This is a genomic window from Litchfieldia alkalitelluris (assembly GCF_002153425.1).
GTDB lineage: Bacteria > Bacillota > Bacilli > Bacillales > Salisediminibacteriaceae > Evansella > Evansella alkalicola.
In genome coordinates this window covers 709,307-725,373 of sequence record NZ_KZ119600.1, presented here as the reverse complement: position 1 = coordinate 725,373, position 16,067 = coordinate 709,307, and the positions used below count along the sequence as shown (strand labels likewise).

Below are 16,067 nucleotides of genomic sequence, written 5' to 3'. Positions count from 1 at the left end.
GGTTACCATTAATATCCTTCCCGCTCCGCTGGAGTTTTCCCTCTAAAAACATAGTAAACGTAAGCTGTATAAGCAATAACAAGGGGCATACCAATCAAAGCGATTATGAGCATAACAGTAAGGGTTAAATCTGTTGATGATGCATTATAGATGGTTAGATTTTTCATTGGGTTCGTTGCAATGACGAGATTTGGAAACAGCCCAATCGCAATCGTTAAAATTTTAGTGAGAATAATGAATGAGCTTGATATAAATACCCAACCATATCGCTTTCTATTTAACAGGAACGGGATCGTAACTAAACTAATGAGCGTAATGAATGGGAAAATCAATAACACCCAATTATTGAAAAAGTTATCAAACATGTGCGGTGCATAAATTTGGGTAGCAGCAGTCCCTCCAATCCACGTAATTAGGAGAATAGGCATGAACAAGGTAGTTAAAGAGATTGCCCGTTCTTGCAGCGCCCCTTCAGTTTTCAAAATAGTATATGTCGTCCCTTGAAGTAAAAATCCTGCTAAACCTACTACACCTATAATGAGTGCATATGGATTTAATAGTTGAAAGAATGTGCCTACATAGTTAGACATGGCATCAAGCTCAATTCCTACAACCACATTTCCTATGGCGACCCCAAAAAGAAGGGAGGGAACTAGACTTCCAATAAAAAATAGTTTCCCCATCAACCTTTGCATCTTTTTATCATCATCTGTCTTAAAGTAATATTCAATGGCAATAGCCCGAAAGATTAATGCAAATAGTACGAGCATCATTGCAAGATAAAAACCGCTGAAAACAGTGGCGTAGACGAAAGGAAACGCAGCAAAAAGTGCCCCTGCCCCAGTTAAGAGCCACACTTCATTCCCATCCCATACTGGACCGATAGAATTCACTAGGGTCTTTTTTTCCTCATCGTTTTTCCCAAGCACGTAAAAGAGGCTGCCAATCCCTAGGTCAAATCCGTCTAGGACGGCGTATCCAATGATCAATACTCCTACAAGGAAAAACCAAATCATATTTAAGTCGATCATCCTAATACCCCCTCTTTCTTGTCATCCTCTATAACTGTTTTTATATCCTTATCCATATCAAATTTCCGAACTTCTTTTTGCATCAAATAGATCATCAGATACAGCAGGAAGAGATAGATCGTTACAAATAAAGTTAATGAAATTGCTACCTCGGCTACACTCAGATGAGATACTGCGTCTTCTGTTCGAAGGAGACCATATACGATCCAAGGCTGTCTTCCCCACTCGGCAACAATCCAACCAAATATATTTGCTAGGAAAGGCATTGGTAAAATAAATAATGACACCTTTAAAGCTAGATGATTATCCCACAACCTACCTTTTCTCAATTGAAACGAAAGATAAATCATCCAAGCAATCATAAATATTCCTAACCCAACCATGATTCGAAAGGCATAAAAGTTCCCCGTTACAGGCGGCCTATCCTCTGCTGCGAATTCCTGTAGCCCCGTCACTGATGCATTGAAATCACTAAAAGTAAGGTAACTAAGGAGTCCTGGAATACCTATTTCAAATCTATTCGTCTCGTTTGCAGTATCTGGAATAGCAAACAATAAGAGTGGCGCCCGTTCTTGCGTTTCCCAATGCGCTTCATATGCAGCGAGCTTTTCAGGCTGTGTCTCTCCTACAAGTGCCCCATGCGTATGTCCTGAGAAGCCTTGAAGCACAGTAAATACTAGCCCTATAACGATAGCAACTTGCATCGATTTTTTGGCAAGCATGACATTTTTGTTTTTTATTAAAAAGTAAGCGCTGATAGCAATCACAAATATAGCTGCAGTAATTAATGCACCAATAACAACGTGGGAATACCTCACCATTGTCGAAGGATTAAATACAGCTTCCCTAAAACTCGCTAATTCCGCCCTATTCATCGCGTTATTTATCGCATACCCTGCTGGTGTTTGCTGCCAAGAGTTCGCGGCAATAATCCAAAACGCAGATAGATTCGTCCCCACGGCGATCATGAGTGCCGCGAAAAACCGCATTCCCTTTGATATTTTGTTTCTTCCGAATACGAGTAAACCAATGAATGTCGATTCTAGAAAAAATGCAAATACTCCTTCAGCAGCTAGTGGCGCTCCAAATATATCCCCAACATACCTAGAGTAAGCTGCCCAGTTCGTACCAAATTGGAATTCCATCGTAATCCCTGTTGCAAGTCCAATAGCAAAATTAATTAAGAATAATTTCGTCCAAAAACGCGACATCTTATCGTACAATGGGTTACTTGTTCGCCAGTACTTAAATTCCATATAGGCTATAAATACTGCAAGTCCTATCGTCAATGGAACAAATAAATAATGAATGACAGCTGTAAAAGTAAATTGAATCCTCGACAACAACAATACATCTAACATCTGCTTCCCCTCCCATAAGTGTGTTTTGTGTGGTTTGTGTGGTTTGTGTGGTTTGAGTGCTTTGAGTCCTTTGTGTGCTTTAAGTGCTTAGAGTTCTTAGTGTGTTTGTGTGCTTAGACTAGTTTTTGAGTCTTTCGTATGTTCGCTGTGTTTATACTAGTTTTTTCTTTATAATGATTATCATCTATATTTTAGTTTAGGAGGGAATTGTGAAATTTCTGTGAGATATGTTTGGAGTGTTTATGACATTTTAAGAGGAGGGAGGGGCGATGTTTTACCTATTTGTAATGCACTCATCTGGTCGGGCAATTAAACTCAGTTTATTTTACCTTTACACGATTCCTCCAACTGCTTCGGGCAATTAAACTCGATTTATTTTACCTTTGGGCGCTTCCTCCAACTGCTCCGGGTAATTAAACTCGATTTATTTTACCTTTGCCCGCCCCCTCCAACGGCTTCGGGCAATTAAACTCAGTTTATTTTACCTTTACGCTCTTCCTCCAACTGCTTCGGGGAATTAAACCCGGTTTATTTTACCTTTACACGATTTCTCCACCTGCTTCGGGCAATTAAACCCGATTTATTTTACCTTTACACTCTTCCTCCAACGGCTTCGGGCAATTAAACTCAGTTTATTTTACCTTTACGCTCTTCCTCCAGTTGCTCCGGGCAATTAAACTCGATTTATTTTACCTTTGCGCCCCCCTCCAACTCCTTCGGGCAATTAAACTCAGCAGGCAGCTGTAACAACTCGCTTTTTATCACACAAAAAAGAACAGTAGAACGAAACTACTCGTTCTACTGCCTAATATGAATCCTTCTGAAATTGATTTTGTTAGCACATAGCATTTAAGCACAAACTGATTGCATACAAAACCTAAACCTACCAATTTACACCAATTTAGATAGAGAATCATCAACTAACTGAATCCCACAAACACCATGCTACGAGTAAACCAACATAGCCTCGCCCCATATCACAGGTCTAATTTTTCCGGTTCCGGACCCAAATATTTATCCTCACCCCTAGCTGAAACGCATTCAAATTTATATCCGATTCCCCAAACCGTTTGAATACAGCTACCACTTTGTTTTAACTTCAGCCTCAACGTTTTTACATGCGTGTCAACAGTTCTTGTAGTGGCATTTAAGAAGTCCACTCCCCAAATGTGATCCAAGAGCTGTTGGCGGGAAAAAACATGTCCTTTATGCTGAATAAAAAGTTGAAGTAAATCAAATTCCTTCTTAGTCAGCTTGACCTCATGACCGAAATGTCTAACTTTTCTTCCAATAAGATCTAATTCAATCGCACCGGTCTTAAATACAACACCATTTTCTTTCTGATCATATTGATGAACTCTTCTATAGATGGCATCAATTCTAGCCAGGAGCTCCTTTGCGCTGAAAGGCTTTACTAAATAATCATCTGCCCCAACTTCTAGACCCTTAACCTTATCTTCTTCACTACATCTAGCAGATAACATGAGGATAGGAATATTCGTAAAATGGCGCATTCTTCTACATACTTCAAATCCATCAATTCCCGGTAACATAATATCCAAAATAACGACATCGAATTCTTGATACCTAACTAAATCCACTGCTTCTAATCCGTTGACAGCAGATGTAATACGGTCCTTCCTGTACTTTGTTAGTATAAGGCTTATTAATTTGATCATATCTGGTTCGTCATCTACGATAAGTACATTGATAGAATTACGCCTCCACATCGCATCTTCCTCCTAAATGTATAAGAGCATAAGCAATATCCGCAATTAAATTACAATTATTAACATAGAAGCAGTGAACACTCTGTACTTTCATTTTAAACAAAACCACACCAAATTGGTAATATATTGAATTTTTATACAAAAGATACAAGAAAGTTGTTTTTCTCAATTATCTAAATGAGAGAAACCTTTTCAAGTTTACAAGCTGAGATTTTGAAACTTTTATCTCAGGCATTCGTAATAATAGGAGGTTGCTTTCTTTCGAGAACTTTTGATGTTAATGTTTTAGTTTTATATTCTTTAAGGAAATTTAGGAGTGATAGGATGTTATCGCAGCTATTATTAGTTGGACTTGGCTTCTTAGTTATTCTATATGTCAGTTTGGAGTTATTCATGGATTCAGGAGAAAAGTTTACCCTCAAAAAATTTAAAGGTGCTCTCCTCTTCGTATCAATCCTTTTCATCATCGCACTAGTGATTTATTACACTTTCGTTGCCTAGGGGGGTGGCTGAGTTTTTATCCACTTAACAAATGTAATGTACATTTGTATAATTAAATGGAAGGCTACGTACTGGAAGAATTTCAACTAACACTATCAATTATGTGGTATGATATATCAAATGGGATAAAAATAGTACCCTCGTAGTTCGATCAGGATTCCCTTCATCAAATCATACAGGTCTCCCCATCAACCTCTTTGCAATTCTACTATCCTTGTTAATCCACTACTAGTTTCTTCTATTATATATATCACCTATAACAACTTTCATAATGCCGCTTTTTACTGTCTCCCTAAAAAATCTTGACCAAGTTTAGTTTTTTCCATTCGAGTGTCCTCAAAAGGTCTAGTGGGATTATCACCGAACTATCTAAGTTAGTTTCTTCTATATTATCTTCAACCGCCCAAACCCAGTTTCTTCTAAAAATATTTTCAACCGTTCTAAGCTAGTTTCTTCCATTACTAATAGCGCCATTTAAATTTAGGTTTTTCTATTTTAGGCACCCCCTAAAATAATTTAATATATTCAAGAAAGGAAGCGATGTTCCCATGATACTTTTGGAACGCAGGAAATCTTATGAATTGATGATGTTCACTATTTTGAATGGGAGGATGGAATTATCTAATAATGATAAATACATCTTCAACTCACTGAAGAAAGGCTATGAAGGAGAAGTGGTTGTGGACAAGCTTTTTGAAAAACTAGAATGCCCATCGCTACACATCAATGGAATCCTTTTTGATTGGAACAACAACACTTTTCAAATTGATAAACTATCATTTTTACACGGGCAGCTGTTCTTAATGGAAGTGAAAAGTCAAGAAGGTGATTACTATATCGACAACGGCGAGTGGTTTTCTCCAAACGGAAATATTACCGCAAACCCATTGAAACAATTAGACCGAACAAAGACTTTACTGCAAAAACTTCTTCAGTATTATCGCATTTCGATTCCAATTCGTGCCAATGTGATTTTTCCCAATCCTCAGTTCACCTTGTATAATGCTCCAAAGGACCAACCGATCATATTCCCAACACAACTTGATCAATTTATTAAACAATTAAATAAAGGAAACTCTGAAATATCGAAACAACATATACAAGCAGCAGAACGCCTCGTTTCATTATCTGTGGAAAAATCGAGTAGGAGCCGAATTCCAGGGTATAGTCTTGAAATGTTAGCGAAAGGCGTCCGTTGTTCGAAATGCGAAGACGTGTTCATGAAGTCTATCAATCGTCACCTAAAATGCCCTCAATGTCATGGAGTAGAATTATTCGACGATGCTATCTTAAGGAATGTAAAAGAATTTGTTTTGCTTTTTCCAGAAGAACCAATTACCACGATTGAGATTTTCAAATGGTGTGGAAAGGAGATACCAATTAAAGCAATTAGGAGAGTGTTGAATAGGAATTTGATTGCCCACCTAAGCTATAAAAATAGATATTACACTCTCAAATAAGGAGATACTAGGACTTTCAATTGAGGTAATACTTTACTTTCAGTTGAGGTAAATACTATATGTATTAGTTCGGGCTCATACAATGTTTACATTGTATGAGTTTTTATTTATTACCAGTACGGAAAGTAAACTTAAGTTAGTTTTTTTATAGCATTCACTGCTGCTGTTTTTGGCAGCTAAACTAGGTTTATTTTACCTTTGCACGTGCTCTACACAGGCTTCGGGCAATTAAACACGGTTTATTTTACCTTTACACGCTCTCTCCACAGGCTTCGGGCAATTAAACTCAATTTATTTTACCTTTGCACGCGCCAACCAGCTGCTTCGGGTAATTAAACACGGTTTATTTTACCTTTACACACACTCTCCACATGCTTCGGACAATTAAACACGGTTTATTTTACCTTTACACGCTCTCTTCACAGGCTTCGGGCAATTAACCCCCGTTTATTTTACCTTTGCACGCGCCAACCAGCTGCTTCGGGCAATTAAACTCAATTTATTTTACCTTTGCACGCGCTCTCCACAGGCTTCGGGCAATTAAACACGGTTTATTTTACCTTTACACACACTCTCCACATGCTTCGGACAATTAAACACGGTTTATTTTACCTTTACATGCTTCCTCCAGCTGCTTCGGGCAATTAAACACGGTTTATTTTACCTTTACACGCTCTCTTCACAGGCTTCGGGCAATTAACCCCCGTTTATTTTACCTTTACACGCGCCAACCAGCTGCTTCGGGCAATTAAACTCAATTTATTTTACCTTTGCACGCGCTCGACACATGCTTCGGGCAATTAAACTCGATTTATTTTACCTTTTCACGCGCCAACCAGCTGCTTCGGGTAATTAAACTCGGTTTATTTTACCTTTGCACGCTCTCTCCACATGCTTCGGGCAATTAAACTCGGTTTATTTTACCTTTGCATGCTTCCTCCAGCTGCTTCGGGCAATTAAACCCGATTTATTTTACCTTTGCACGCGCCAACCAGCTGCTTCGGGCAATTAAACTCAATTTATTTTACCTTTACCCCCTGCCCCCACCCTCACATCAAAACAAACAAATAAAGGAAGTACAGAATGAGTATGATAACCCCTCCTGTACTTCCCACCAAACCTTATCTACTAAAGCCTTACCTAACCTAATCCACTATCTAATAAACCGAACCGACACCTAGAACCTCCAACGAAAAATGCAACTACAATTGCAACGACATCGAACACCGACCGATACAGACATCGAGATCGATACCCACAGATACCGATACCGAAAAACTTCATCGACATCCACAGCGCCCCCGACATCAACCGATTCAAACACCACCATCGATAATGATAATCATTATCACCCTAAAAAGTCACAAAAAAATTATTGAATCCCTTCTTCTATTGCCTTTACCATTTCGCTAACTGACTGTAAGCCGCCGCCAGCAATGTACCAGTATTCAGGGTTCAAATAAACAACATTATCATTTTCAAAAGCACGTGTTCCAGCAGTTAAGTCGTTTTCAAGAATTTGTTGTGCAGATGACTCGCCACCAACAACTGCCCCACGGTCTACTACGAATAAATACTCTGGATCCATCTCTGCAAGGTATTCAAATGATACGTTCATTCCGTGGTTTGAAACTTCAATATTTTCGTCCACTGGATCTAAACCAAATTCGCTATGAATCATACCGAAGCGTGATCCTGGTCCATATGCACTGATATTTCCGTCATTTGCAAGAATAACTAATGCATTTTCAACCGCTGAAGTTTTCTCATTAATCGTAGCAATTTCGTCATCAATTCTTGCTAGTTCATCTTCGATAAAGTCTTCTTTCTCAAAAATTTCACCTAGCAATCTCATATTGTTTGAAAATGATTCAAGGTAATTCGAATTATCTAGGGAAACAAATAACGTTGGTCCAATCTTAGAAAACTCATCGTATAAATCAAGTTGTCTTCCTGAAATAATGATTAAATCAGGGTGCAATTCGCTGATTCCTTCAAAGTCTGGCTCGAACAGTCCACCTGCGTTAAAATAATCATCACTTGCGAATTTATCTAAGTATGAAGGTACGTTAGCTTGTGGAATTCCAGCAACGTCCACACCCATATGATCAAGGGAGTCTAAAATACCGAAATCAAATACTACAACAGTTTCTGGGTTTTTCGTAATCACTGTTTCTCCTAATTCGTGCTCAACAACAACTTCTCCAGCTGCGTCAGATTCAGCACCCTCACTTGATTCAGCATCCTCACCAGTTTCAGAATCAGCCGCTCCCGTCTCAGATCCAGCATCTGCACTTCCTTCTTCATCTGTGCCACAAGCTACCAATGCGATAGCTAAAAATAAAGCTAATAAAACTACCAACCACTTACTTCTCATCGTATATCCACCCCTATTTAATTAAAATTTATATATATTTTTCTGCCAGAAGCGAGCCATCATATGTAACCATAGCAAACCACCAAATGTACCCGTAGCGAGCCACTTAATGTAGCCAAAGCAAGCCCCCACTTCTGGCAAATTTAACAACTAGCGTGCAACAGCCACAAAAAAGCAACAAAACCAGTCACCAAACTCCCCTAAATAACTCCAAACTCCCTCACTAAGGTCCTGAAGCTGTCTTATACACAAACCCATGAAGCTGTCTTCTTTAAACACAAACTCCAGAAGCTACCTTCTTTAAACACTACCTACAGAAGCAGCCTTCCTTGAAGCGTCACTAAGAGAAATACACACAAATCTTGTTATCATTAATACATTGAACTTCCATGTCCAAACCGTATATTTCTTTTAAAACATCGCTTTGGATAATGTCCCAGGTTGGACCTTCCTTTACGATTCGTCCGTCCTTTAAGGCTACGATATAATCAGAATAGCAAGATGCAAAGTTGATGTCGTGAATGACAATGACTACTGTTTTTCCAAGTTCATCAACTAGACGACGTAGCACTTTCATAATCTGTACAGAGTGTTTCATATCTAGATTATTCAATGGTTCATCTAGCAAAATATACTCTGTATTTTGAGCAATTGTCATTGCGATGAAAGCACGCTGCTTTTGTCCACCACTCAGTTGATCTAAGTACTTATTTTGTATATCCTCAAGCTCCATATATGAGATCGCTTCATCGATGAATCTCTTATCCTCTTTCGTCAGGCGACCTTGAGAGTATGGAAAGCGTCCGAAGGCTACCAGATCACGTACGGTTAAGCGCATCGTTATATGGTTTGATTGCTTTAAGATGGAAATCTTTTTGGCTAGATCATTGCTCTTGGACTTTCCAAGATCTTGCCCGTCGATACTAATCTCACCACTGTCTTTTGCGATTAAACGGCTTATCATGGAAAGCAAAGTACTTTTTCCAGCACCGTTTGGGCCAATAAACGAAGTTATTTTCCCCTTCTGAATTTTTACAGAAACATCATCAATAACAGCTTTATTCCCATATAGCTTAGAAACACCTTCAACTACTACCAATTTTTACTCCCCCTTAATAAGAGATAGATAAAGTACACGCCACCGATAAAGTTAATAATGACACTTAATGTCGTGGAAAAACTGAATACTCGTTCCACAATTAATTGGCCCCCAACAAGGGCAACAATACTAACTAACACTGCACCTGGAATTAAAACCTTGTGCTCATGTGTTTTCAAAAACTCGTAGGTGACATTTGCCACGAGTAGTCCTAAAAATGTGATAGGTCCTACTAAAGCTGTAGCAATAGAGATCAGGATTGCTACGATAATTAACAGCCGTTTTACAACATAATCATAGTCCACACCAAGATTGACTGCATGCTCTTTCCCTAAAGCCAGCACATCTAAATACTTAAAGAATCTAGCAAAATAGATGACAACTGCCACAATCAGTACAAGGGAAACTGTTAAAATATCTGTGTTCACATTATTAAAACTAGCAAACATTCTGTCCTGGACCACCAAAAATTCATTCGGATCAATCAACACTTCCATAAACGTGGACAAACTACTAAAGAATGTTCCAAAGATAATTCCTATTAATAATAGGAAGTAAATGTTCCTATCTTCGCCCCGAAATAGAATCTTGTAAAACAATCCTGCGAACGCGATCATAAGCCCTACAGAGATAAAAAAATTAAGGTTAGGATTCGCAGCACTCATGCTCGTTGATCCAAAGACGAATATAATGAATGTTTGAATAAGTAAATATAAAGAATCAAGCCCCATGATACTTGGTGTTAAAATACGATTATTCGTTATCGTTTGAAAGATAATCGTTGCAAAAGCTATCGTACTACCTGTTAAAACAATGGCAAGAATTTTGTATCCTCGTCTTGGCAATATGTAGCTTAAGTTGGAGCCTAAGTTTGTAAACATAAATAATGCTATTAACAGGAGTACGCCTACTGCAAGTATGATAATCTTTGTTTTATTACTCATAGGCTTTTCTCCTCAATAATAGGTAAAGGAAAATCCCACTTCCTATTACACCTACTGTCAAACCAATTGGGATCTCATATGGGTAAATCACAATTCGACCGAGAATATCACAAAATAGAACGAATATAGCCCCTAACAGCGCTGTATGTGGAAGACTATCCCTCAAGTTATCACCGCGATAAATGGAAACGATATTCGGAATGATAAGTCCTAAGAAAGGAATCATGCCCACTGTCAAAATAACTACCGTAGTAATTAACGCCACGATGACTAATCCCGTATTCACCACTCGCTTATGATTCAATCCTAGATTTGTAGAAAACTCTTCTCCCATCCCTGCAACAGTAAATTTATTTGCATATAGATAAGCAAGTATTAACAGTGGAATACTCAAGTATAATAGCTCATATCTTCCACTTATGATGAGTGAGAAATTCCCTTGCATCCAGGAAGACATGTTTTGAACAAGATCATGCTGCAATGCGAAAAATGTTGTGATAGATCCAATGATATTACCAAACATTAACCCCACTAATGGGATAAAAATTGCATCCTTGTATTTAACTTTGTCTAGAATTTTCATAAAGATAAATGTTCCCAATAATGCGAAAGCAAAAGCCACTGCCATTTTCACAAAAGGACTTGCAGATGTAAAAAGCATTAGAGAAACTAAGACACCAAATCTAGCAGAATCCATTGTCCCTGCCGTGGTTGGAGAAACGAATTTGTTCCTTGAAAGCTGTTGCATAATAAGGCCTGCAACACTCATGCTCATTCCTGCAATGATAATACTGATAAGCCTCGGAATTCGGCTCTGTAGTAATATTTGAATTTGATTATCAGTTAACTGAAAAATATCCTTTGGAGATATGGAAATGACTCCAAGGAAAATCGATATTATTGATAAAATTACTAAAACGAGAACTAAATACCTCTTCTTCATGAAAACAACACCTTACTGACGGCTATTTCTGATCCTTGGATCTTATTTAGAATGATTCTAATTGAGAACTATTCTCATCACTTCACTGATGTCATTATAATTGCTATTGATAATCATTGTCAATGATAAATTAACAAACAATTTGTTTAAACAAGTTTTCAATAGGGGATTCCCAAGAATAATGTATATACATAGCGTGTTCTAAGTATGAACGAAACTACTTTCTACAAATGATAATTGTTTTCATTGTCCCCACAACTACTTTCACTAGAGGGGCAGACGCCTCTAGCCTTCCCCTTAAAACAAAAAAGCACTCTACGATTCTCGCCGTAGAGCACTACTCCTGTTCTTCCGTTAAGTTTTCATCAATTTGAGTTAAGACCTTTAAAAAGGTATTCATATCTTCCTCGGATATATTTTTTGATATATCATCAATTGTCTTTTGGGCCTGCTCAATTAAACCAACCTGCATTTTTTTACCTTTTGCTGTGAGAAAAATTAGATTGGTTCTCTTGTCCACTGGATGTGATACACGCGTGACGATTTCATTTTTTTCTAAGTTATTAATTAATCTCGACACACTAGGTTGATCTTTCCCCGTAAGCTGTGAGAGTTTGTACTGTGTGAGACCATCTTCTTCCCATAGCCGAATCATGATTGCCCACTGCTCGTGTGTCACAGGGAGATTCCTTGCCTTAAAATTATTGTTCAACCGATTAATGACTAATCTTGCTGTTGCAGTAATCCTGTAACCCACTGATTCAGCTAAAACATATTTGCGATAATCCATCTCGATCTCCTATTCAACCTGTCATTGTTTTATTTAGCATACCTTGAAAATAATCGTATGTGATAAGCAATCTACCCTATCATTAATACATTACCATTTCCTAGTATGTTAGAAAAGGTTTTATAAGAAAAATAGTGTTCCTTAACATTTGAAAATTCTGTCATAATCGTCCACTATAGTCTACAATAATATATAAGAGGAGTGATGAATAGAATGGACATCGGCAGAAACGATCCATGTTTTTGTGGCAGTGGAAAAAAATATAAAAAATGCTGTATAAACTTAAACAAGGAGGAGATCCAGCCATCAATTACGATCGACGCACCTTTTGAAGAAGTAGACCGCGATATTGAACAAGGCTACACTTTTTTTTACAAAAACGAAGCTAGTCAAGCATGTGATTATTGGGTTGCAGCTTGGATGAAATGCCTAGAATGGATTGCCGTTAGTGATATCAAAGACATACAGGAAGCAGATAGATTAATAGATGATAGAATGACAGGTCACCATCTGTTGTTCAATTGGGTGCAGGACTTTGACATGGCACTGGAGAGAGCTGGCCATAAAGATGAAAGATACATACAAGTAAGAATTGATTTTGCAAAACAGTTTAGACACCACTTCCCTGAATCTAACTCCAACCTTTTATTTAATATGGGAACAGCAGCAGCAGAAGGTTTATTCTTAATCGGTGAAGTTACTAAAGGGGAAAGATTGTTTGAGCAAATAACAAAAGAATACGATAATCCATGGGGATATATTCGCTGGGGCGATATGTATAACTCCCTCATCTTCCCTAAATTAGCTAATGTTGATAAAGAAAAAGCCGTTCAGCTTTATGAAAAAGCACGTGCTATGTCTGAGGATCAAGACGCTCTAGAAGGCGTGAAAGAACGAATGGAAGACTTAGTTTAAGTGCTTCATAAAAATAAAAAGGTACCTTCTTTCACTGGGCAATGTGAAAAAGGTACCTTTTGAATTTAGTTGCTGCTACTGCTAGCTGCAGCCCCACCTGACATGGCAGCGATCATTGCAGCCTGCTGTGCTTGAATGATGGCTTCAATGGTCGTTTGTATTCCTGCGCTTAACAAACTTCCGTCCTCCACTTTATCCTTAACCAAAAAGTTTACCGCCATCAGAAAATTCATATCCTTATGCCAACGGAAAGGCTTCTCCTTATTTAATCGTTCATACAAACTCATTACACGTTCAACATTATGAGAGGCTTCCCCAACAATCGCAAGCAATCCAATTACAGGGTAATACATGGGCTTCATTCTTCTACCTGCTTTTCTAAAACTATCAATATAGTCACAACAACGATGTATTAGTAAATCTGTACCCATTTCCGTTTGAAGAGATAATATATGACTTAAAAACTGAAGGTCATTTCCTTTTCTAAATCCTTCCTTATTTAAACCACGATAGTAATTATCTATTACAACCATCATCTCTTCTACATTCTGTTCTTGCTGTGCTAAAAGAACAGCTAGTGGATAATCACTTTGTCCAGTTAAGAAGACGTGCTCCTTCTTCATCCCTTTGTACACTTCCATCGCTCGCTTAACTAGGGGCTCATATCCTGCTGAAGACAAATCGGCAGTCATCACGCCTAATGCAGCAATATAAGTAAAGTTCCCCCTGTGAAAACCACCAGCAACTAACTCTTCGTATGCTTTGAGGTACTCATGAAATTTCTCCTTAGGGTCTTCATACTTTAAATCTAGCATTGCCGCAGTAGAAAATCGTTGCGAAGATTTCAGTGAGGAAAACATCCCCACACTTTTTTTAATATATTCAGAAACATCTAGGAAGTTTTCTATATCAAATTCTTTTCCCTTCATTAAATAAAGGGTTGACACCATCATCAACGTTCGTTCATCAGAGACATGCCACCTCAGTTTTTTCTTTAACTGAACAAAAGTTTTTGTATAATCATTAACGGTTCGTTCTAGATCATGCCCCATCTTCATCCCATCCTTCGTAAATTAACTATATTATAGTTACGGTGATGGTTTGATCAAAGTTTCATTTAACCGATTTCTTTTTTTCCTACGCCTGCCCTAAATGATGTTTCTCTTTGGCGTTATTTTGTCGGTTGTCTTGCTTTTTCTCCTTCTGTAAATCTTCCCGCTTCTCATCACGTTTCCTCTGAACCATCACTGGCACAACACGATATTTTACAATGAGAACATTTAAGAATAATAGAATGGAGGAGGCAATAAATAGACTTCTTATCCCTGCAACAGAGGCTAACCATCCACCAACCGTCGGACCAAGCATCGTGCCCAGATACATAAAGCTATTGGAAAAACCAAATGTTCTACTTTCCATCCCAACTGGTGCCAAATGACGTATCAGTGAATTAATAGATGGAAGGAGGCCGCCCAAACAAAGCCCTAACAGAAATCGGAAAGCAATTAACTGCCAATAGGAGGCTACGAAGGCTTGCGGCAGTGTGACAATTGCAGCAAACAGCAGAGCTAACAATAATACAAAGTGATGCCCTTTTTTGTCACTAAGCTTTCCTAAAAACGGACTAGCTGACATGTTCGCAAAGCCCATCACTGACATGGCAAGCCCTGCGTAAAACGCAATATTTTGTGATGGGGTCAGCTCTTGCACAAACAAAGATAGTAGTGGATTAATTCCGATCAACGCACATTGAACTACGAAGAATACCACAAATAAAGAAAGAATTGGTGAAGTGGATACAACTTTTTTGAAGTCTTGTAATGTATTGGTTTTTACTTTCTCTTCTTTTTTCTGGAAATTCTCTTTTACAAAAAATAAGACTCCGAAAGCAGCAATTAAAATGGTCCCTCCTGTTACGTAAAAAATCATTCGAAAGCCCATGAAATCAGCCATGATCCCCCCGAATAAAGGACCACAAATACCACCTGCAACGGCTCCAGCCTGTAACATACCTAGTGAATATCCCACTTGTTTTTTCGGTGTACTCATGGACATCAGTGCGATAGCAGCAGGAATAAATCCCGAAATCATTCCATTTAAGAACCTGAGAAAAAACAACGACCAAGGTCCTGTGGCAAAACCTGTTAATGTAATTACAATCGCCATCCCGAATCCAGATCGAAGCAGCATAAGTTTTCTGCCATGGCGATCAGCTAGTTTTCCCCAAAGTGGTGAAAATAAAAAGGCACTTAAAAAGTTAACACCGAAGATAATTCCTGACCACCGACTCACTGCCTGCGGGTCAGTAACACCTAAATCTTGAAGGTAAAGGGGTAAAAAGGGGATGATCATTGTCATGGCAGCCATCACAAAAAACTGACAGACCATTAAAATGTACAAATTCCGTTTCCAATTTTTATCATGCATGAAGGTCACTTCCTTAATTATCTACTCCTATTATATATTTCGAGATACGAAATTTTCAAGGGATATGGATTCGGAATGATGTTGTGGATGGTGAATTGGGGGGCTGCGGAGTATCTAATGGGGGGCGAACTATCTAATGAATGAATGCATGAATGCGCGGACAGTAGAGCTGCGAGAGATGAATCTAGTGATAGTGCCCAGAGCAACGGCGATTTGAGGGCTTCGGGCACTATTTCTTGCTCTTAGTGCCCGGAGCAGCTGTGAGATGGCGGCTTCGGGCACTATTCCTTTGTCTTAGTGCCCGGAGCAACGGCGAGTTAAGACCTTCGGGCACTATTTCTTGCTCTTAGTGCCCGGAGCAGCTCTGAGTTAAGGCCTTCGGGCACTATTTCTTTGTCTTAGTGCCCGGAGCTACTCTGAGATGGTGGCTTCGGGCACTATTACTTGCTCTTAGTGCCCGGAGCAACTGTGAGATGGCGGCTTCGGGCA

The 16,067-nt window shown here is 38.7% G+C and carries 14 protein-coding genes; 3 read left to right on the top strand and 11 right to left on the bottom strand.

The annotated features are described in order from the left end of the window. Positions 1-8 precede the first annotated feature (8 nt). From cydB to BW724_RS03435, 3 genes are all read right to left on the bottom strand, one after another. A complete protein-coding gene (gene cydB, locus BW724_RS03445) occupies positions 9-1,031 on the bottom strand; it encodes a cytochrome d ubiquinol oxidase subunit II (RefSeq protein WP_235848881.1) in 1,023 nt (340 codons plus the stop codon). Beyond that, positions 1,028-2,392, bottom strand: a complete 1,365-nt coding sequence (locus BW724_RS03440; RefSeq protein ID WP_088073688.1) for a cytochrome ubiquinol oxidase subunit I — start codon at positions 2,390-2,392, stop codon at positions 1,028-1,030. The genes cydB and BW724_RS03440 overlap by 4 nt, the downstream gene beginning before the upstream one ends. Before the next feature lie 977 nt (positions 2,393-3,369). Beyond that, positions 3,370-4,122, bottom strand: a complete 753-nt coding sequence (locus BW724_RS03435) for a response regulator transcription factor (protein WP_088073687.1) — start codon at positions 4,120-4,122, stop codon at positions 3,370-3,372. 324 nt (positions 4,123-4,446) lie between these two features. Here BW724_RS03435 and BW724_RS23445 point away from each other — a divergent pair, with 324 nt between their 5' ends. Together BW724_RS23445 and BW724_RS03430 are read left to right on the top strand one after the other, a co-directional pair. Then, entirely contained in the window at positions 4,447-4,623 is a 177-nt protein-coding gene (locus BW724_RS23445; protein WP_176371274.1) for a hypothetical protein, read from the top strand. 611 nt (positions 4,624-5,234) lie between these two features. Then, positions 5,235-6,083, top strand: coding sequence for a nuclease-related domain-containing protein (locus BW724_RS03430; RefSeq protein ID WP_176371273.1), 849 nt, complete (start codon positions 5,235-5,237; stop codon positions 6,081-6,083). A 1,140-nt stretch (positions 6,084-7,223) separates the two neighbouring features. Here the strand turns inward: BW724_RS03430 and BW724_RS23440 are convergent. The 6 genes from BW724_RS23440 to BW724_RS03405 all read right to left on the bottom strand — a co-directional run bounded on the left by BW724_RS23440 (position 7,224) and on the right by BW724_RS03405 (position 12,236). After that, positions 7,224-7,373, bottom strand: coding sequence for a hypothetical protein (locus BW724_RS23440; protein WP_176371272.1), 150 nt, complete (start codon positions 7,371-7,373; stop codon positions 7,224-7,226). An 82-nt stretch (positions 7,374-7,455) separates the two neighbouring features. After that, positions 7,456-8,460 carry a siderophore ABC transporter substrate-binding protein gene (locus tag BW724_RS03425; RefSeq protein ID WP_088073685.1) on the bottom strand — a complete coding sequence of 335 codons (1,005 nt, stop codon included), beginning with the start codon at positions 8,458-8,460 and terminating at the stop codon, positions 7,456-7,458. A gap of 340 nt (positions 8,461-8,800) precedes the next feature. Beyond that, positions 8,801-9,559 (bottom strand): iron ABC transporter ATP-binding protein, encoded by a 759-nt coding sequence (locus BW724_RS03420; RefSeq protein ID WP_088073684.1) that lies wholly within the window; start codon positions 9,557-9,559, stop codon positions 8,801-8,803. Beyond that, on the bottom strand, positions 9,553-10,503 hold the full coding sequence (locus BW724_RS03415; protein WP_088073683.1) for an iron chelate uptake ABC transporter family permease subunit: 951 nt from the start codon (positions 10,501-10,503) through the stop codon (positions 9,553-9,555). Before BW724_RS03415 ends, BW724_RS03420 begins: the two co-directional genes overlap by 7 nt. Continuing rightward, entirely contained in the window at positions 10,496-11,446 is a 951-nt protein-coding gene (locus BW724_RS03410) for an ABC transporter permease (RefSeq protein ID WP_088073682.1), read from the bottom strand. Before BW724_RS03410 ends, BW724_RS03415 begins: the two co-directional genes overlap by 8 nt. Before the next feature lie 337 nt (positions 11,447-11,783). Further along, positions 11,784-12,236 carry a MarR family winged helix-turn-helix transcriptional regulator gene (locus BW724_RS03405; RefSeq protein WP_088073681.1) on the bottom strand — a complete coding sequence of 151 codons (453 nt, stop codon included), beginning with the start codon at positions 12,234-12,236 and terminating at the stop codon, positions 11,784-11,786. A 204-nt stretch (positions 12,237-12,440) separates the two neighbouring features. On the opposite strand from BW724_RS03405, the gene BW724_RS23930 reads away from it, so the two are divergent. Further along, a complete protein-coding gene (locus BW724_RS23930; RefSeq protein ID WP_088073680.1) occupies positions 12,441-13,151 on the top strand; it encodes a YecA family protein in 711 nt (236 codons plus the stop codon). Between the two features lie 65 nt (positions 13,152-13,216). On the opposite strand, the gene BW724_RS03395 is transcribed toward BW724_RS23930, so the two are convergent. Both BW724_RS03395 and BW724_RS03390 read right to left on the bottom strand, forming a co-directional pair. Beyond that, positions 13,217-14,203: a DUF4003 family protein gene (locus BW724_RS03395; protein WP_176371271.1), complete on the bottom strand. Its 987-nt coding sequence runs from the start codon at positions 14,201-14,203 to the stop codon at positions 13,217-13,219. Positions 14,204-14,288: 85 nt separating this feature from the next. Beyond that, positions 14,289-15,578, bottom strand: coding sequence for an MFS transporter (locus BW724_RS03390; protein ID WP_088073678.1), 1,290 nt, complete (start codon positions 15,576-15,578; stop codon positions 14,289-14,291). Between the last annotated feature and the right edge of the window lie 489 nt (positions 15,579-16,067).

What these genes read in the sequence shown, in the direction of transcription:
- BW724_RS23440 (WP_176371272.1), bottom strand. Translation starts at nt 7,373, where the DNA reads ATGTCGATGAAGTTTTTCGGTATCGGTATCTGTGGGTATCGATCTCGA.
- BW724_RS03395 (WP_176371271.1), bottom strand. Translation starts at nt 14,203, where the DNA reads ATGGGGCATGATCTAGAACGAACCGTTAATGATTATACAAAAACTTTT.
- BW724_RS03430 (WP_176371273.1), top strand. Translation starts at nt 5,235, where the DNA reads ATGGAATTATCTAATAATGATAAATACATCTTCAACTCACTGAAGAAA.
- BW724_RS03415 (WP_088073683.1), bottom strand. Translation starts at nt 10,503, where the DNA reads ATGAGTAATAAAACAAAGATTATCATACTTGCAGTAGGCGTACTCCTG.
- BW724_RS03425 (WP_088073685.1), bottom strand. Translation starts at nt 8,460, where the DNA reads ATGAGAAGTAAGTGGTTGGTAGTTTTATTAGCTTTATTTTTAGCTATC.
- BW724_RS03390 (WP_088073678.1), bottom strand. Translation starts at nt 15,578, where the DNA reads ATGCATGATAAAAATTGGAAACGGAATTTGTACATTTTAATGGTCTGT.
- BW724_RS23445 (WP_176371274.1), top strand. Translation starts at nt 4,447, where the DNA reads ATGTTATCGCAGCTATTATTAGTTGGACTTGGCTTCTTAGTTATTCTA.
- BW724_RS03405 (WP_088073681.1), bottom strand. Translation starts at nt 12,236, where the DNA reads ATGGATTATCGCAAATATGTTTTAGCTGAATCAGTGGGTTACAGGATT.
- BW724_RS03410 (WP_088073682.1), bottom strand. Translation starts at nt 11,446, where the DNA reads ATGAAGAAGAGGTATTTAGTTCTCGTTTTAGTAATTTTATCAATAATA.
- cydB (WP_235848881.1), bottom strand. Translation starts at nt 1,031, where the DNA reads ATGATCGACTTAAATATGATTTGGTTTTTCCTTGTAGGAGTATTGATC.
- BW724_RS03440 (WP_088073688.1), bottom strand. Translation starts at nt 2,392, where the DNA reads ATGTTAGATGTATTGTTGTTGTCGAGGATTCAATTTACTTTTACAGCT.
- BW724_RS03435 (WP_088073687.1), bottom strand. Translation starts at nt 4,122, where the DNA reads ATGTGGAGGCGTAATTCTATCAATGTACTTATCGTAGATGACGAACCA.
- BW724_RS23930 (WP_088073680.1), top strand. Translation starts at nt 12,441, where the DNA reads ATGAATAGAATGGACATCGGCAGAAACGATCCATGTTTTTGTGGCAGT.